The organism is Sphingomonas sp. SP2, from assembly GCF_058313385.1.
Genome location: NZ_JBZFLD010000001.1, coordinates 514995 through 531764, shown reverse-complemented (window position 1 = coordinate 531764; position 16770 = coordinate 514995). Strand labels below are relative to the sequence as shown.

At 66.1% G+C, this 16770-nt stretch carries 16 protein-coding genes; 10 read left to right on the top strand and 6 right to left on the bottom strand.

Annotated features, from left to right (window positions below; genetic code table 11):
- The first annotated feature begins 5 nt into the window (after positions 1 to 5).
- Both gpmA and AC4GYU_RS02730 read left to right on the top strand, forming a co-directional pair.
- The gene (gene gpmA / locus AC4GYU_RS02735; protein WP_491085372.1) at positions 6 to 701 is read left to right on the top strand and encodes a 2,3-diphosphoglycerate-dependent phosphoglycerate mutase; all 696 of its coding nucleotides are present in this window, start codon (positions 6 to 8) and stop codon (positions 699 to 701) included.
- A gap of 137 nt (positions 702 to 838) precedes the next feature.
- Positions 839 to 1018, top strand: coding sequence for a hypothetical protein (locus AC4GYU_RS02730; RefSeq protein ID WP_491085371.1), 180 nt, complete (start codon positions 839 to 841; stop codon positions 1016 to 1018).
- Between the two features lie 8 nt (positions 1019 to 1026).
- Here AC4GYU_RS02730 and AC4GYU_RS02725 read toward each other — a convergent pair whose 3' ends face one another.
- The 5 genes from AC4GYU_RS02725 to AC4GYU_RS02705 form a co-directional block, all read right to left on the bottom strand.
- Positions 1027 to 1500: a hypothetical protein gene (locus tag AC4GYU_RS02725; RefSeq protein ID WP_491085370.1), complete on the bottom strand. Its 474-nt coding sequence runs from the start codon at positions 1498 to 1500 to the stop codon at positions 1027 to 1029.
- A gap of 67 nt (positions 1501 to 1567) precedes the next feature.
- Complete coding sequence (locus tag AC4GYU_RS02720) at positions 1568 to 2008, bottom strand: hypothetical protein (RefSeq protein ID WP_491085369.1); 441 nt, start codon at positions 2006 to 2008, stop codon at positions 1568 to 1570.
- 35 nt (positions 2009 to 2043) lie between these two features.
- Positions 2044 to 2403 (bottom strand): hypothetical protein, encoded by a 360-nt coding sequence (locus tag AC4GYU_RS02715; protein WP_491085368.1) that lies wholly within the window; start codon positions 2401 to 2403, stop codon positions 2044 to 2046.
- Positions 2404 to 2453: 50 nt separating this feature from the next.
- On the bottom strand, positions 2454 to 2897 hold the full coding sequence (locus AC4GYU_RS02710) for a helix-turn-helix domain-containing protein (protein WP_491085367.1): 444 nt from the start codon (positions 2895 to 2897) through the stop codon (positions 2454 to 2456).
- A 165-nt stretch (positions 2898 to 3062) separates the two neighbouring features.
- Positions 3063 to 3761 carry a response regulator transcription factor gene (locus AC4GYU_RS02705; protein WP_491085366.1) on the bottom strand — a complete coding sequence of 233 codons (699 nt, stop codon included), beginning with the start codon at positions 3759 to 3761 and terminating at the stop codon, positions 3063 to 3065.
- 166 nt (positions 3762 to 3927) lie between these two features.
- On the opposite strand from AC4GYU_RS02705, the gene AC4GYU_RS02700 reads away from it, so the two are divergent.
- The 3 genes from AC4GYU_RS02700 to AC4GYU_RS02690 are packed head-to-tail and all read left to right on the top strand — an operon-like array spanning position 3928 to position 6142.
- Positions 3928 to 4206 (top strand): Hpt domain-containing protein, encoded by a 279-nt coding sequence (locus tag AC4GYU_RS02700; protein ID WP_491085365.1) that lies wholly within the window; start codon positions 3928 to 3930, stop codon positions 4204 to 4206.
- Positions 4203 to 5765: a GAF domain-containing sensor histidine kinase gene (locus AC4GYU_RS02695; RefSeq protein WP_491085364.1), complete on the top strand. Its 1563-nt coding sequence runs from the start codon at positions 4203 to 4205 to the stop codon at positions 5763 to 5765. The genes AC4GYU_RS02700 and AC4GYU_RS02695 overlap by 4 nt, the downstream gene beginning before the upstream one ends.
- Positions 5762 to 6142 (top strand): response regulator, encoded by a 381-nt coding sequence (locus tag AC4GYU_RS02690; RefSeq protein WP_491085363.1) that lies wholly within the window; start codon positions 5762 to 5764, stop codon positions 6140 to 6142. Before AC4GYU_RS02695 ends, AC4GYU_RS02690 begins: the two co-directional genes overlap by 4 nt.
- On the opposite strand, the gene AC4GYU_RS02685 is transcribed toward AC4GYU_RS02690, so the two are convergent.
- The gene (locus tag AC4GYU_RS02685) at positions 6139 to 6315 is read right to left on the bottom strand and encodes a YegP family protein (protein WP_491085362.1); all 177 of its coding nucleotides are present in this window, start codon (positions 6313 to 6315) and stop codon (positions 6139 to 6141) included. The two genes, AC4GYU_RS02690 and AC4GYU_RS02685, sit on opposite strands and share 4 nt — an antisense overlap.
- 293 nt (positions 6316 to 6608) lie before the next feature.
- Between AC4GYU_RS02685 and AC4GYU_RS02680 the strand changes: the two genes are divergently transcribed.
- The 5 genes from AC4GYU_RS02680 to AC4GYU_RS02660 all read left to right on the top strand — a co-directional run bounded on the left by AC4GYU_RS02680 (position 6609) and on the right by AC4GYU_RS02660 (position 16746).
- The gene (locus AC4GYU_RS02680) at positions 6609 to 7604 is read left to right on the top strand and encodes a DUF11 domain-containing protein (protein ID WP_491085361.1); all 996 of its coding nucleotides are present in this window, start codon (positions 6609 to 6611) and stop codon (positions 7602 to 7604) included.
- A gap of 18 nt (positions 7605 to 7622) precedes the next feature.
- Entirely contained in the window at positions 7623 to 8078 is a 456-nt protein-coding gene (locus AC4GYU_RS02675) for a hypothetical protein (protein ID WP_491085360.1), read from the top strand.
- A gap of 79 nt (positions 8079 to 8157) precedes the next feature.
- Positions 8158 to 9237, top strand: coding sequence for a hypothetical protein (locus tag AC4GYU_RS02670; RefSeq protein WP_491085359.1), 1080 nt, complete (start codon positions 8158 to 8160; stop codon positions 9235 to 9237).
- An 83-nt stretch (positions 9238 to 9320) separates the two neighbouring features.
- Positions 9321 to 14396 (top strand): hypothetical protein, encoded by a 5076-nt coding sequence (locus tag AC4GYU_RS02665; RefSeq protein ID WP_491085358.1) that lies wholly within the window; start codon positions 9321 to 9323, stop codon positions 14394 to 14396.
- Between the two features lies 1 nt (position 14397).
- Entirely contained in the window at positions 14398 to 16746 is a 2349-nt protein-coding gene (locus tag AC4GYU_RS02660; RefSeq protein WP_491085357.1) for a DUF7933 domain-containing protein, read from the top strand.
- Positions 16747 to 16770: the final 24 nt, after the last annotated feature.

The following is a 16770-nucleotide window of genomic DNA, read 5'->3' as shown; positions in this document are numbered from 1 at the left end:
CGACCATGCCGACGCTCGTCCTGCTCCGCCACGGCCAGAGCCAGTGGAATCTCGAGAATCGTTTCACCGGCTGGTGGGACGTCGACCTTACCGCGCAGGGTGAAGACGAAGCGCGCGAAGCCGGTCGCCTGCTGGCCGCAAGGGGCATGGACTTCGACCAAGTCTTCACGTCGGTCCAGAAGCGGGCGATCCGGACGGCCAATCTGGCGCTGGAGGAGATGGACCGCCTCTGGCTGCCCATGACCAAGGACTGGCACCTCAACGAGCGCCACTATGGCGGGCTGACCGGGCTTAACAAGGCCGAGACCGTGGCCAAGGTCGGCGAGGAACAGGTCAAGATCTGGCGCCGCAGCTTCGACATTCCCCCGCCGCCCCTCGACGCGGACAGCGATTATGCGAGCCTGCAGGACGATCGGCGCTACGCGGGCATCACCGTGCCGCGGACCGAGAGCCTGAAGGACACGATCGCGCGCGTCCTGCCCTATTTCGAGGAGCAGATCGCGCCTCGGCTGCGCCGGGGCGAGCGAGTCCTCGTCGCGGCGCATGGCAATTCCCTCCGCGCGCTCGAGAAGCATCTTTCGGGCATCTCGGACTCGGACATAATCGGGCTCGAAATCCCGACGGGTCAGCCGATCGTCTATGAGCTTGACGATAGTCTGCGGGCGACCGACCGTTACTATCTGTCGGGTCGCGAACACTAAGCGTTGCGGCAACAGAGCGGCTGTTAAGTTCCTACTGACTTAAGGTCAGACAGAATTTTGTAGCTTCGCGTCCCATCTTGCGACAGCTTCGCGCAACCCCATGGGCGTCGGCAGTGGCCGGAGCTAGGGCGCGCCGCTTGATCAAGGGACTGTTGCCGAACGCCATGCCGCTCGATTCAAAACTCATCTCGCAAGCCGCCGCGCTTGTCGCGCAAGCTATCCTGCTGCTCGACCAAGCTGCTGCCCCCGCCGATATTGCCGCGCGCCTCGAGGAAGTGTCGCAACGGATGCATGAACTCATCGGCAAGGCCGAGTAGCGGCTTTATCAGTGGGCGCCGTCGAGCGCCGATCGACCCATGACATTGTCGATCGAGGCTGCGGTCCCGTCGCGCCAAAAGTAATCCTCGACCTTTGTCAGCGCCCGCATCGTCGGCGAGATGACTACGACCCTGCGGTCGCCTTCGAGGCGCTGGCGCTGCATCAGCCCGCATTGCTCGAGATATTCGACCCAGCGGATCGTCGTGGTCAGCGGGTGGCCGATTAGGTCCGCCGCCTGAGAGAGCGCGAGCGGCTCGTCCTCCGCATTGTGGATGTAGGCGAGCAGAAGCAGGTCCCAGGCGGGTTCGCCAAACATCGCCGGCGAGAAATGCTCGCGCCGTTCCCGGCGGTCGCGTCGTTCGTCCCGCACCATCGCGAGCGTGCGCAGGCGTCGCTCGGCCGGGGACATCAGCTCGTGGGGAAGGGCACGGGCCTGGGTTGCGGTGATCGACTGGAGGAGCCCGATCAACTGCTTGACCACGGCATCGGATAAGGGGGCGTCCAGGCGACCTGCGAGGGCATTGGCAATTTCGCGGGCCTTGCTGTTATCAGGCAAAGTCTCGCCTTTCATTGGCATGTCGGATGAGGCCCGCCCGCTCGTCGGCGCGGATGCCGAAGAACATGACGAGGGCCATGGGAAGCGCCCAGAAGCTGCTCAGGGCGCGATAGATTCGCGGCGTGAAGTCGGGCGCGACGATTGTGCTGAGATGGCTGACGACCGCGACCAGGTGGAGGCCTACCAACCAGATGACGAAGTAACGCTGGCTCCGAAGCGCCAGCATATACAGGCCAAACAGGAGCAGCAGGTCCACCGAGAGCATCGCTGCCTCGGTATGCTCCCAGTGCGCGCCGGCAAGCGCGGCGGGGATACTCAGGACGGACGCCCCCATGATCATCGCCGCAGCGATGCGTCCGTCCTGACCCCCCCGTACCCAGGCGTAGGCGCAGGTGAACAAAGTGAGGATCCAGAAAGCCAATCCCACCAGCATGACAGATCCTCCCCCTTGCCGCCGCCCGCCCGACGTCAGGCCAGTGTCTTCTCGACGACCGGCATGGCCGCGGGCGCGGCACTGGCCTTGAGATCTTCCCAGCCGATCGGGCAGCCGTAGCTGACCGGTGAAAGATTGCTGTGCTGCTTGATCTTGAGCATCTCGCCGAGCGCGGTGCAGATGCTCGAGCGGCCCTCGACCATCGCCGTCATGCTGTCGGCAAGCGAGCGGAGAAGCTTCTGCTTCTGGCCGGCGGGAATGTCGGCGCCCTGCGTCGCCTCAAGCACCGAAACGGTCATCCGTGCCTGGTTGAGCAGGCTCTCGTCCACCGATGCAAAAGCCGTGCGCACGTCGGCGGCGACCACCGTTCCTGCGCCTGCGTTCAGTTCAATCATGTACTACCTCAGCCTGTTCAGCGGCCCACGGGGACGCACCGGCAGCGGGCTCAGCGAAAGGTCATCAACACTCCGGCAAGGAACAGCATGAGCGCGGCGACGACTACGGCCGCCGTAACGGCGACACGTAGGATTGCGCTGGTGCGCTGTGCTCCAGAGAGGTCGTTGGTCCTTCCGCCGATCGGCGGGGGGACGAGCAACCTCGTCAGCCCCTTCCGTCCGGCTGCCCCGTCGAGGTCGAGGAATCGGGGGGCAGTGGCAACCGCTCCCGATGGTGATCCCGATTGTTGGGGTACCTCATATTGCGCCAGCGCACGGGCCGCGTCGCGGCGATTGCTCGCCGCGAGCTTAGCCATCGCGCTCTTGATGTAGGTGTCGACAGTCTGCGGGGTCAGCCCGGTCTCGAGGGCAATTTCCTTGGAGGTAAGACCCTGCCCGACGAGGCGGAGGCAGAGCTTCTGGCGTTCGGATAGGGTCGTTGGTGAACGGTCCAAGGTACTCGGCTCATGGGTCAACGTGGGGCGAACATAAGACACCAATGTCGGCTTGCGGACATTGTTTCACGAGGCAGAACGCATCCCCGCCCGCACATATTAACGTTTGCGCACCGCTGGCGCCACGACTCCCGTCGATGCCCCACGGCATTTCGGCGATTGTGTTCATTCCCCGCCTGAGACCAGCAGCTCCAGACGATAGCCGAAGCTGTGGATCGAGGTCAGCTTGAAGCCCGCGTCGGCCAGCCCGAGCCGGGATCGCAACCGCGAGATGTGGACGTCGAGCGTACGGGTCGCGAGATCGGGATTGCGACCCCACACCGCCTCGAGGAGATGAGTGCGGCTGAGCGCGCGATGCATGTTCTGGAAGAGCACCAGCGCGAGGCCGAACTCCTTCCCGGTGAGCTCAACCGCGCGGCCGTTGATCGTGACCGAGCATTTCTGGTGGTCGAATGTAGCCCCATGATGGGTTTCGGACCCGCCGGCACTGTCGGCAGCAGGATAGGTCCGTCGGAGCAGCGCCCCGATCCGGGCCAAGAGCACCGCCGTCACGATGGGCTTCACGACATAATCATCGGCGCCCGCCTCAAGTGCGCTGACGATGGCCGTGTCATTGGCGTTGCTGGTCACCATGATGACCGGCGGACAGGGGTCGAGGTTCTCGCGTGCCCAGCGGAGCACCTCGATCCCTTCCCCGTCGGGGAGCTGCCAGTCCATCAGAAGAAGGTCGAAGCTCTCCTGCCGGAAGGCAACCTTCGCCGAACGACAATCGGGATAATGATGGACACGATGACCGGCATCCTCGAGCGTCAGCTGGATCAGCTCGGCAAGGGATGCGTCGTCTTCGAGCAACGCGATACGCAATCGAAACTCCTTCTCTCCGATCGCCCGTAACAAACAACCACTTCGGTTCTATGCCGTCCGTCGATCCGGGCTATCGCTTGGCCGTAACTGTGTTCTTCTCAACACAATGCGAACGGTTTGGCAGAAGCGGACTTTCCGGAAAGGTCGGACCTTCTATGGGATGCCGATGCACCAGGATCAGATGCTAAAGGGCCGTCTCGACGAGGCTCGCCGACGCTGCGTCGCGCGAATGCAGGAGACTGCGGATTGGCTCGCGAGCGCCGATGTAAGTGCCGACGACCTGCGTGCCTGCGGCCATCGGCTGACCGGGACTTTGGGCAGCTTCTCGTTCGGTGAGGCGGCGCATTCCGCCCAGGCGCTGGAGCAGTCGTGCGACCAAGGTGGGGCCGCAATGATCGAAGCGAGAGACCGGTTGATCCGCGATTTGCGGGAGCTTTCGGCATGATTGCCGACCTTCAGGAAGATCTGCGCCAGCGGATCATCAGCAAATATCGCCTTGGCGAAAGCGATGAGGCTGCGTTCAATCAGTTGAGCGACGTGGTGGCGGGCATCTTCGGCGTGCCGATGGCGCTCCTGTCCATTCTTCGCCGGGACCGGCAGATCTTCCAGGGTGTCTGCGGCCTCGACGGCGATGGCACGTCGCGTGAAAGCGCCTTCTGCAGCTATACCGTGCGGCAGCAGGACGTGATGGTCGTCGAGGATACCCTCGAGGACGACCGGTTTTCCGATCACGACCTGGTCGTGGGCGAGCCTTTCATCCGTTTCTATGCCGGGGCCCCGATCATGCTCGGCGGTGTGGCGATCGGCTCGCTGTGCGTCCTCGACAGAAAGCCCCGGGCCTTCACGGAAGGCGATCGGGCGCTCCTCGCCAAGCTGGCTGTCACCGCGGCCAATCTCATCGAGACGCGGCTCGGCACGATCGTTGCGGAGAACCGCGGGCTCGAACTTCAGCAGCAGACACGATTGATGCGGGTCATGCTCGACAGCGTCGACCAGGGCATCGCTTACTTCGACGGCGACCTGAAGCTGTCGCTGTGGAACGACCGCTTCTTCGAACTGCATGGCTTCGGCGACGACATGAAGCGGCGCGGGCTGAATGCCGAGGAGATGCTTCGCGCGAGCGTCCGCTGGGGCCTGTTTGGTGACGAGGTCACCGAAGCGCATGTGCCGAAGATGATCGAGATCATCCGCTCGACCGCCCAATCGGAAACGGTGATCGACACACGGGAAGGCCGCACGCTTCATTCGGTTCGCCTGCAGATCGATGGCGGGCAGGGCTTTATCGTCGCCGTCCGCGACCTAACCACCGAGCGCAGTGCAAACCGTGTCAAAGACGAGTTCGTGTCGACCGTCAGCCACGAACTGCGGACCCCGCTGACCGCCATTCGCGGCGCCCTTGCCCTGCTCGGTGCGGCGCAGAAGGATGATCTGAACGAGCGCAGCAAGCAGATGCTCGAGATGGCGCAGAAGAATGCGGTGCGCCTCAACAGCCTGATCGACGACATTCTCGATATCGAACGGCTGACCCGGGGGCAGACGGGCTATGTGCTCGTCTCGCTCGACCTTCGCGAGGTCATTGCCGATTCGGTGCAGCAGAACGAGCCCTTCGCCGAGAGCCTCAATATCCGCCTCGAGGGTATTGCCGACGAATCCCTGCCGCTGCGCGGTGATCCGGGCCGGCTGATGCAGGTCCTCACCAATCTCCTCTCGAATGCCGTACGACACAGTCCGGCCGGATCGGTGGTCGAGGTGAAGGGCTGCCGCTCCGGCAACCGGGCCCGGGTCGAGGTCCGCGATCGAGGCGACGGTGTCCCCGAGCATTTCGTCAGCCGCCTGTTCGAACGTTTCTCGCAGGCACCCGATACGAAGCGCCGCGGGCATGGCGGAACAGGCCTTGGGCTTGCGATCAGCCGGGCGATCGTCGAGCAGCATGGCGGGAAGATTGGCTATGAGCCGCGCGAGGACGGCGGCTCCTGTTTCTGGATCGAGTTGCCGATACAATGAGTGAATTGCGTAACGTCATCCTGGTCGAGGACGATCCCGACATTGCCATCCTGACGCAGCTCGCGCTGGCGGACATCGGTGGCCTCACGGTGCGGCATTATGCCTCGGCCCGCGAATTGCTTGATGCCGGCGAGTTCGCGGTACCGGACCTGTTCCTGCTCGACTATCGCTTGCCCGAGATGACCGGGGAGGAGCTGCTGCGCGAGCTTCGCGCCGAGCCGAGGACGGCAACCGTCCCTGCGATCTTCATGACCGCCAGCCTGATGCCGGAGCGGATCAAGGCGCTGAAGGAATCGGGCGCACTCGACGTCATCGCCAAGCCCTTCGATCCGATGACCCTGGCTGATGACCTGCGGGAACGCTTCGCCCGCGCCTAGTCCTGCAGCGCGCGGATCTCGGCGCGGTCACTGTCGCGGACCGCAGCAAGGCTGCGCATCGCTTCATCGAGGTCTTCGTGCGCTTCGGCGGCAACGGCGATCAGCTTGCCGACGTGATCGCGCAACTGCCATCGATACCGGTCCTCCCGGTCAAGAAACACTTCGAACACCATAGACTCGCCTTGTAGCGGGAGTTGGGCCGAGCACGTCGTAAACAGCTGTAAAACGGCCAAATGTAAACAGCGGTAACGCCGGGCCATCGAGCCGTTCATTTTACATGAGTTGATGCCGGTTAACGCGATCCTGCCGCTAGTGGAGGTGTCGCGCAGAGCCGGCTGCTTTCCCCGAGGCACCAGCCAGCCACCGCGTCGACACGAAGGCGATACCCCTGATCGCCGACTGCCGACCGTGGCAAAGCACGGCCTCACAGCCGGTTCTGCGCAAACCTTTTCGAGGATTGCGCGACATGAAGACGGCATCGGCGGCATGGATGGGATGGCGGGGGGCAGCGGCCCTGGCGCTGACCGTCTGCGCGCCGCTGTCGCCCGCGTTCGCCGATGGTACGCCCGCCGGCACCGACATCGTCAATGTCGCGCGCCTGACCTGGGTCGACGGGAGCGAGACCCGTTCACTCGATTCGAACAGCGTCTCATTGCGGGTCGACGAGCGGATCGATGTCGCCGTCGCCTGGCTCGATGGGGGGAGCCTTCCGGTCAATTCCGGCGAGCAGGGGCGGGCGCTCTCGTTCCGCGTCGTCAACGCCGGCAATGCGCCCGAAGCCTTTCGCCTGAGCGCCATCGGCACCATCAGCGGCGATCAGTTCGACCCTGCGGTGAGCGGGCTCGCGCTCGACAGCAACGGCAACGGTCTGTTCGATCCGGGCGTCGACCAGCCCTATCGCGCCGGTATCGACGATCCCCTGCTTGCCGCGGATGGCAGCATCACGGTGTTCGTGATCGGAACCATGCCGGGTGGCCTCGCCGACGCCGCGCTGGGTCTCGCAGCACTTCGAGCGACCGCGGTGACCGGAAGCGGCGCGCCCGGCACGACCTTTGCGGGCAAGGGCGAGCGCGGGACCGACGCCGTGGTCGGCGCAACCACCGCCACGGCCCAGTCCACCGGCAGTTATGTTGCCAGTCTGGTCGTGCCCAAGCTGATTAAGTCGCAGGAGGTCGTTGACCCCAACGGCGGCGGCTCGGCGCTTCCCGGCGCCATCATCACCTATACGCTGAGCGCCACCTATTCGGGCTCGGTGCCGACCAGCGCCGGCCTGGTCGAGGACCCGATCCCCGCGGGCACCAGCTACGTGCCCGGATCCCTCAAGCTCAATGGCATCAGCCTCAGCGACCTCCCCGATGGCGACCAGGGCCAGGCCGGAAGCGCCGGCGTGCGGGTCGCGATCGGCAGCCTTTCGAACGGCGGCAAGGCCGTCGTCACCTTTCAAGTGCGTGTGAACAACTAAGCTCAGGAGAGTTGGATCATGTTGAAGAAGCTATTCTATTCGATGATCGCGAGCGGCCTGCTCGCGACCGCCGCGCAGGCCGAGGGCGTCTCGCTGACGGCCCATGTGCTGCAGGAAAAGACGATCGAGGAAGCGGGCACCAAGCGTGTCGTCCTCCTTCCGGTCGGCACCATCACCCCCGGCCAGGAGGTCATCTATGACCTCAGCTACGCCAACAAGGGCGGCAAGGCGGCCGAGCAGGTCATCCTGACCAACCCGGTCCCGGCAACCCTCGAATATGTCTCGGCCGACGGTGCCCTTGTATCGGTCGACGGCGGCAAGACTTTCGCCACGCTGACGACGCTCAAGGTTGCCAACGCCGACGGCACGCAGCGCGCAGCGGTCGCCAAGGATGTCACGCACCTTCGCTGGAGCATCGCCTCGATCGCCCCGGGCGCGAGCGGCCACGTGCTCTTCAAGGCGCGCCTCAAATAGCCGGTTCGCCGGACCGGCTCCCAACGCTTCTCCGGCACCCTCCTCCCAACCCTCATCTCGACAGCGGGGATTTTAGAACATGAAGAAGATACTCGTCATGGCGCTCGGCACGGCTTCGGCCCTGTCGTTCGCCAGCTCGGCAATGGCGGCGGCAACGCCGGCCGGCACCGACGTCAACAACACCGCAACGATCGCCTATTCGTCGGGCGGCGTCGCGCAGGCCAACGTCACCTCGAACACCGCCACCTTCAAGGTCGACGAAAAGGTCAACCTGACTGTCGCCGAAGTCGGCGGCGCGGCGACCACGGTGACCCCGGGCGGGGTCAATTTCGTGACCACCTTCACGGTCACCAACTCGTCCAACGCGACGCTCGACTTCGCGCTCAGCGCGGTTCAGGTCGCCACCGGCCAGACGGTCGCCTTCGGCGGGACCGACAATTACAACCAGAACAACCTGCGCATCTTCGTCGATAGCAACAACAATGGCATCTACGACGCGGGCGTCGACGTCGGGACCTACATCGACGAGCTGGCGGCGGACGGCATCCGCACCGTCTTCATCGTCTCCGACACGCCCGCCGGCCAGGCCGACGCGAGCTACGCCGGTGTCATCCTCACCGCCACCGCGGCGGCAGGCGGCGGCGCAGCGGCGCTCGGCGCGGACCTCGTCCAGAGCAACGGCGCCGACAATCCGGGTGTCGTGGACATCGTCTTCGCCGACATCGCGGGCAAGACCGATGCGCTGCGCGACGGCAAGTCGTCGGCCGAAGACACCTACAAGGTCGTCGCTCCGACGCTGTCGCTGGTGAAGAGCAGCAAGATCATCTCGGATCCGTTCAACCTCACCAACAATCCCAAGCGGATCCCCGGTGCGATCGTCGAATATTGCATCGTCGCCACCAACACCGGTGCCGGTCCGGCCAACGGGACGGTGATCAGCGACAGCCTCGCCTCGGTTCTGGGCGTGACCTACAATGCGAACTCCATCGCCACCGGCGTCACGGTCAGCGGCGGCGTTTGCAACAGCGACGGCACTAGCCAGACCGACGCCGCGGACGGCGACCAGAGCTCGTTCGCGTCGAACACGGTGACCTCGAACCTCGGCGTGATCGCCGCCGGGGCGTCGAGCGCGATCCGCTTCCGGGTGACCATCAACTAAGCCACCCGGCTCCCGCCGGACGCTGCTCCTGACCAGCGTCCGGCGGGACCTTCCTTCCTCCTCCTTCTCGGATCCGTGACTTGATGCCCTTCTTTCGCTTCGTCCTGACCTGCTGGATCGCCCTCGCGGCGGTGCTGGGCCTGGGCGGCCGGGCCGGGGCTGAGCCGATCGAGAACCGCGCCAGCCTCAGCATCAAGCTCGGCGGGGCGCGCCAGACCTATTATTCCAACACCGTGATCGCCGACCGGCTGCTGCCGCCATCGCCTTCCTCGGTGATGTTCATGCGCCCGGTCGCCAGCGACGGCGTTCCCGTTCCGAGCAGCGGCGGCCAATGCCGCGAGCCCAACGGGGCCTTCATGGCGAGCTCGCCGATGCGGAGCAGCGCCCTCGTTGCCGGAGAGCAGCAGAGCAATGCGGTCGGCACTACCGCCGTCCACTCGGGCGATCTCGTCATCGTCCGCCTGACCGACGCCAACCGCAACAGCCAGTCATCGGTGCGCGAGTTCGTGGAGGTGACGCTGACCAGCAGCGACGGCGACGAAGAAGTGCTGCGGTTGCTCGAGACCGGGCCGGACACTGGCATCTTCGCTGGCGAGGTGGAGACCGCAAGCGTTCCCCCGGCAGCGGAAAGCTTCGACTGCCGCCTGTCGGTCGGGACCGGCGGCTCGATCAATGTGACCTACACGGACGCGCATTATCCGTCCGACCAGTCGAGCGCCTCAGTCGTCGCCGATCCCGTCCAATATGTGTTCGATAGCCAGACCGGCGCGCTCCTCGACGGGGCGGAGCTGACCCTCGTCGATCTGGCTACCGGCAAGCCGGCGTTGGTTTTCGGCGACGATGGCAAGAGCCGCTTTCCCGCCACGGTCGTGAGCGGCGGCACGGTCCGCGACGAGTCCGGCCGCAGCTACAGCATGCCGTCGGGCGGCTTCCGCTTCCCGGTGGTCGCGCCTGGCAAATATCAGATCAAGGTCGTCCCGCCGGCCGGCTACAGCGCGGCAAGCCAGGTCGCCGCGGCGGACCTCCGCCGCCTCAGCGGTCCGGCCGGCCCCTTCCAGATCGATCCCCAGGGCTCGTTCCTGCTGCCCTTCCTGGTCAATGGTGCGACCCTCTTCCGGATCGACGTGCCCCTCGATCCCAAGCGGATGCCGCTTCAACTGCGCAAGACCGCGTCGGTCAGCGAGGCGAGCGCCGGCGACTTCGTCCAGTATCGGGTGACCGTCGAGAACAACAACGGGACCATGGCGATGAACGGAGCTGTGCTGATTGACAGCATGAGCGCCGGCCTGCGCCTCAAGCCCGATACCCTCCGGGTCGATGGAGTGGCCGTCGCGAGCAGCGCCATCACGGCGTCGAGCAGCGGCTTCCGCGTCGTCCTCGGGACCATTCCGGCCAAAGCCACGGTGACGATCACCTATGTCGTCCAGGTGACCAGCGCGGCACGGCCGGGCGATGCCATCAACAATGCCAAGCTCGAGGTCGGCGGTGAGCCCGTCAGCAACGAGGCGAAGGCCGCGATCTTCATCCGCCCGCTGCTGATGAGCGACGCCGCGACCCTTATCGGCCGCGTGTTCGACGGCGGCTGCGATGCGCCGGAGATCCGGATGGCCGGCGTTCCGGGCGTCCGCATCCTGCTTGAGGATGGCACTTACGTCCTCTCCGACCGTGACGGCCTGTTCCATTTCGAGGGCGTCCGCCCCGGTACCCACGTGGTGCAGCTCGATGTCGCCAGCCTGCCCGACGGCTATGAAGCTGCGCAATGCATCCGCGACACGCGGCACGGCGGCAGCGCTTTCTCGCAGTTCGTCGAGGTCCGCGGCGGGACTCTGTGGCGGACCAACTTCCACCTTCGCCGGACCTCGGCCGCCGTGGCCGCGCTCGTCGCTACGCCCGCATCGCCGAAGAGCGGAGCCACCACGACTGACTGGTTTGCGGGGCAGCAGGCAGGCAATGCACTGCTGTTTCCGGGCGACGGCTTTAACCCGGCCTCCCCGGCGATCCGGGTGGTCGTCAAGCATGTCGCCGGAAGCGTCGTGAAGGCGTGGGTAAACGGGGTCGCGGTTCCCAACATCAATCTCGATGTCGTCCAGGCCAGCCCGGACAAAAGCTTCCTCGTCACCCAATATCAGGGCCTCGCCCTTGGCGAAGGCGACAACCGCCTCGACATCGAGGTGCGCGGCGCGGGGGGCGAAGTCCTCGCGAAGTTCGGACGCGATCTCCATTATGCAAACAGTGTCGCGCATGCCGAGCTGGTCACCGCCAAGTCGCGCCTGATCGCCGACGGCCGGACCCGCGCCGTCGTCGCGGTCCGCCTCACCGATCGCGCCGGAAAGCCCGTTCGCCAGGGCGTCACCGGGACCTTCCAGCTGAGCGCGCCCTATCGCGCTGCGAGCGACCTAGACCTCGAGCAGGCCCGTCAGCTGGCCGGCGGCGAGCGCACCCAGCCGACCTGGCAGGTCACCGGCGACGACGGTGACGCGCTGATTGAACTTGCGCCGACCACGCAGGCGGGCTCGCTCGAGCTTAACTTCACCCACCAGATCGAACGCAGGCAAGTGCGGGAAACCCTGCGCGCGTGGATGCAGCCCGGCGACCAGCCGTGGGTCGTCGTCGGCTTCGCCGCGGGCACCGCAGGCTTCAACACGCTCAACGATCACCAGGAGAAGCTGGGCGAGCGCGGCGATCCGAAGCGCTTTACCGACGGGCAGCTGGCGTTCTTCGCCAAGGGACGGATCCTCGGCAAGTGGCTGCTGACGGTTGCCTATGACAGCGACAAGAAGACCGGTCGCGACGCCCGGCGTCCGCTCGGCCAAGTCATCGACCCACAGCGCTACTACGACATCTACGCCGATGGGTCCGAGCAGGCCTATGACGCGGCGAGCGCGCGCAAGATCTATCTCCGTCTCGAGCGCCCGCAATTCTATGCGCTGTTCGGCGATCTCGAAACCGGCTTCAACGACACGCAGCTGGCGCGTTACAGTCGCAGCCTTACCGGCCTGAAGAGCGAATATCGTTCGGACCGTATCGCCGTGCAGGCATTCGCAGCCGATACCGGCTTCCGTTTCGCCCGCGACGAAATCCAGGGTTCGGGGCTTGCCTCGCTTTACCGTCTGAGCCGCAGCGACATCGTCATCAATTCGGACAAGGTCAGGATCGAAACGCGCGACCGCCTGCGCTCGAACATCATCCTGTCGGCTCGGACGCTGACCCGGCACGTCGATTACGATATCAGCTACGAAGCGGGCAACATCGACTTCCGCCAGCCGGTCACCAGCCGCGATGCCCAGGGCAATCCGATCTTCATCGTGGTCGAATATGAGACCCGCGGGGACGGCACCAAGCGCTGGAACGGAGGGCTTCGCGCCGTCGCCCGCCTCGCCGGCGGCAAGGCCGAGGTCGGTGCGACTATGGTCCGCGATTCCGATCCGGTCCAGACCAGCGATCTCGTCGCCGCCGACGCCCGGATCCGCGTCGGTGCATCGACCGAAGTCCGTGCCGAAGTGGCCGCCAGTCGCACCGACGCGGGTGGCAAGAAGACTTCGGGCGAAGCCTATCTGCTCGAGGTCGAGCATCGCGGCGAACGGGTCGATGCCCTTGCCTATTTCCGGCAGCAGGACGTCGGCTTCGGGCTGGGCCAGCTCAATCGCTCCGAAAGCGGCACGCGCAAATATGGCGCAGACCTCCGGATCGGTCAGGCGCAGGGCCTGTCGCTGACGGTGAGCGGCTGGCACGAGGACATGCTCGCCACGGGCGCGAGCCGCGACGCGCTGCGCACCCAGCTCGACTATCGTGCCGCCCGCACCAATCTTCGCGCCGGCTACCAGTTCGCCCGCGATCAGGTGCCCTCGGGCGAGACGCTGATGAGCCAGCAGGCGACCTTCGGCGCCTCGCAGCAGCTGTTCGGCAACCGTCTCCAGCTCGATGCGGACGCCGCGATCGGTCTCGGCACCAAGGGCGAAAGCCTCGACTTCCCCAATCGTTATCGGGTTGGCCTGACATGGGCAGTGCTCTCCGATGTCCGGCTGCTGGCAAGTCACGAGATCACCGACGGCGCCAAGGTCGACACGGCGACCACCAGCATCGGGATCGAGGCCGCCCCGTGGCGCGGTGCGCGCCTCGCAACCACGCTCAACCAGCAGGGCATGAGCGAATATGGCGACCGCACCTATGCGCTCTACGGCGCCAGTCAGGCGTTTGCGCTCAATCCGCGCTGGAGCCTCGACGTCTCCGTCGACGGCAGCCGGACCCTCAAGGGGGCGATTACCGCCGACCAGATCGTCAACATCAACCATCCGGTCGCGGCCGGCGGCTATCTCGACGAAGGCAAGACGATCAGCGACGACTTCTGGGCCGTGAGCGCAGGGGCGACCTACCGGACGCCGGTGCTCAGCTGGACCGGCCGCGCCGAATATCGTGAAGGCGATCTCGACCGCCGGATCGCCCTCTCCACCGCCGTGCTGCGGCAGACGCAGAGCGGGATCAGCATGGCCGCGGCCGCGCGCTTCAGCCGGATCGACAATGCCGATGGCTCGATTGCGACGCTCGGTCTCGCCAATGCGTCATTGGCCTGGCGGCCGCTTTGGTCGCGCTGGGCGGTGCTCGACAAGCTCGAGCTGCGCTGGGACGAGCTCAGCGGGGGCAAGGGACGCGCCGACGCCTCGCTCGGCTTCGATGGCCTGTCGGTGGTCGGTGACGCCCGCACCCGGCGCATCGTCAACAACCTATCCGTCAATCTCGTCGGTGCATCCGGTATCGACGACCGGGACACTTCCGAGCAGGCCTACGAGCGCTCGCAGTTCTCGCTCTATTGGGGCGCCAAATATGTGCTCGACAGCTTCGGCCCCGACGACGTGTCCGGACTGACCAACATGCTGGGACTTGAGGCTCGCCGCGACATCAGCGATCGGCTCGACCTCAGCATCAACGCCGCCGTGCGGCACGTTTCCTCGACCGGCACGCTCGACTATCTGCTTGGCCCGTCGGTCGGGGTGTCGCCGATCAGGAACAGCTGGCTGAGCATCGGCTACAACATCAAGGGCTTTCGAGATCGCGACTTCGCCGATGCCCGCTACACCCGCGCCGGACCCTATGTGACCATGCGCTTCAAGTTCGACCAGGATACGCCCGCTGCCTTGTTCGGCCGGGCCGGGGGCAAGTGACGTGATCAGGAAGTTCTTCGCTGCCTTCGTCATGGCGGCCTCGCTGACCTTCGGCAGTGCGGCTTTCGCCAATCAGTGCGCCGTGCCCTCGCGGGCGGGCTCGGTCGCCGGTCTGAGCGGGATCGTGAACACTTATTATCCGGGCACTGCGTCGGCTGCGCAGGGCGCAGTCAGTATCTCCCTTGGCGCGGCGACCGGAGCGGCAACACCGATCAGCGCCGGCGACCTCCTGCTCGTCATCCAGATGCAGGATGCGACGATCGATACGAGCAATAGCGCGACTTACGGGACGACCACGAACCTCAACAACAGCGGCCGCTACGAGTTCGTCCGCGCCGCCAATGCCGTGCCATTGACCGGAGGCACGCTGTCGCTGGTGGGCGGGGCCGGCGCAGGCCTCAGCTTCGCCTATACCAACGCGGCCTTTGGCACGGCCGGCCAGCGCCGCTTCCAGGTCGTCCGGGTCCCGCAATATGCCGACCTGACGCTCGGCGGGACCGTCACCGGAAGCGACTGGAACGGGACGTCAGGCGGGATCGTCGCGCTCGATGTCGCCGGGACGCTCAACCTCAATGGCGGGACGATCAGCGCCAGCGCGCTCGGTTTCCGCGGTGGCGGCGGACGGGCCCTGGCGGGCGCGACGGGTCTCAACACCGACTATCGCACGCTCGCCACCGCTGCGACCAATGCAAGCAAGGGCGAGGGAATCGCCGGCACGCCGCGCTACCTGAACGACAATGGCAGCCTGCTCGACATGGGCATCGAAGGTTATGCCAATGGCAGCTACGGCCGCGGCGCACCCGCGACTGGCGGCGGCGGCGGGACCGACGGCAATCCGGTCGCCAACGACCAGAATACCGGCGGCGGCGGCGGTGCGGGCTATGGGGCGGGCGGGCAGGGCGGCTACGCCTGGTGCGCCACCCAGCCGGTCGGCTGCCCGCAAACCGGCGGGGTCGGCGGACGCGGAGTCACAGCGCTCGGGGTCGATCGCCTGATCATGGGCGGTGGCGGCGGCGCCGGCACCACCAACAACGGTACAGGGACGCCCGCCAACGGCTTCGCTTCGAGCGGCACCGACGGGGGCGGGATCGTCATCGTCCGGACCGACAAGCTGCGTGGAAGCGGGACAATCAGCGCGGCCGGCGCAAACGCCAACAGCACGGTCCAGAATGACGCGACTGGCGGCGGCGGGGCCGGCGGCAGCGTATTGGTCAGCGCGCTCGATGCGACCGGCGCAAGCCTCGTCGTCAATGCCAATGGCGGCAATGGTGGAACCAACAGCGGCGGCGGTGCGGCGCATGGGCCGGGTGGCGGCGGCGGCGGCGGCTTCGTCGCGAGCAGCTTCACCGTCTCGGCCAACGTCGCGGGCGGGACGGCCGGGACGACGGTCAATGGCGGGAGCTTCGGCGCGACCTACGGGGCCGCGGGCGGAAACGGCGGCGCTGGCGCATCGATCGTCACCTCGGCCGTTCCGGGCCTGTCCTCGGGCGCCGAATGCACGCCGGTCATCAGCAAGGCCTTCTCGGCGTCGACGATTGGGATCGGGCAGACCTCGCGGCTGACCGTCACGGTCCAGAACCGGAACCCGACGCTGGCGATGACCGCGGTCGCCTTCACCGACACCTATCCGACCAGCATCACGAACGCGGCCATCCCCAATGCCACGACGGCGTGCGGCGGCACCGCGACTGCGGCCGGCAATGGCCCATCGCTGGCGCTAAGCGGTGGCAGTGTCGCGGCGGCCTCCTCCTGCACGGTTTCGGCGGACGTGACCGGCAAGACCGCGGGCGATGCCGTGAATACGATTCCGGCGGGAGGGCTGACCGTCGCCTACGGGACGCAGACGGTCACGTCGCTCGGTGCGGCCAGCGCAACGCTGAAGGTGCTCGCGCCGCTGTCGGCGACCAAGAGCGGCGAGGTCTACTGGGACCCGGTCAATCTCTTTACCAATCCCAAGAACATCCCCGGCGCGACGGTGACCTACACCATCACCGTCACCAACCCGAGCGGGCAGCAGACCGACAACAACAGCGTGGTGCTGAGCGACGCCATCCCGGCGAACACGAAGATGGTGGTGAGCGACTTCGGCAGTGCCGGGAGCGGCCCGGTGGCCTTCGTCGACGGAAGCCCCGCGAGCGGGCTGACCTACAGCTATGCAGGACTGGCCAGCAGCGCCGATGATCTCGAATTCACCACGTCGGCGGCTCCCACCGCGAGTGACTGGGCCTATGTGCCGACCGCCAATGCCGACGGGATCGATCCGGCAGTGACCTTCTTCCGGGTCAAGCTGAAGAACCGGCTGGCGACCAGCGGCAGCTTCAGCATCCGGTTCCGCGCCAAGGTCCAGTAAGCGGGGCGCCGCGCGGGCGCCCCG

Excerpts from the sequence above, each read along its gene's own strand:
- gpmA (WP_491085372.1), top strand. The coding sequence starts at position 6 with ATGCCGACGCTCGTCCTGCTCCGCCACGGCCAGAGCCAGTGGAATCTC.
- AC4GYU_RS02720 (WP_491085369.1), bottom strand. The coding sequence starts at position 2,008 with ATGCTGGTGGGATTGGCTTTCTGGATCCTCACTTTGTTCACCTGCGCC.
- AC4GYU_RS02715 (WP_491085368.1), bottom strand. The coding sequence starts at position 2,403 with ATGATTGAACTGAACGCAGGCGCAGGAACGGTGGTCGCCGCCGACGTG.
- AC4GYU_RS02700 (WP_491085365.1), top strand. The coding sequence starts at position 3,928 with ATGCACCAGGATCAGATGCTAAAGGGCCGTCTCGACGAGGCTCGCCGA.
- AC4GYU_RS02695 (WP_491085364.1), top strand. The coding sequence starts at position 4,203 with ATGATTGCCGACCTTCAGGAAGATCTGCGCCAGCGGATCATCAGCAAA.
- AC4GYU_RS02690 (WP_491085363.1), top strand. The coding sequence starts at position 5,762 with ATGAGTGAATTGCGTAACGTCATCCTGGTCGAGGACGATCCCGACATT.
- AC4GYU_RS02685 (WP_491085362.1), bottom strand. The coding sequence starts at position 6,315 with ATGGTGTTCGAAGTGTTTCTTGACCGGGAGGACCGGTATCGATGGCAG.
- AC4GYU_RS02680 (WP_491085361.1), top strand. The coding sequence starts at position 6,609 with ATGAAGACGGCATCGGCGGCATGGATGGGATGGCGGGGGGCAGCGGCC.
- AC4GYU_RS02675 (WP_491085360.1), top strand. The coding sequence starts at position 7,623 with ATGTTGAAGAAGCTATTCTATTCGATGATCGCGAGCGGCCTGCTCGCG.
- AC4GYU_RS02670 (WP_491085359.1), top strand. The coding sequence starts at position 8,158 with ATGAAGAAGATACTCGTCATGGCGCTCGGCACGGCTTCGGCCCTGTCG.
- AC4GYU_RS02665 (WP_491085358.1), top strand. The coding sequence starts at position 9,321 with ATGCCCTTCTTTCGCTTCGTCCTGACCTGCTGGATCGCCCTCGCGGCG.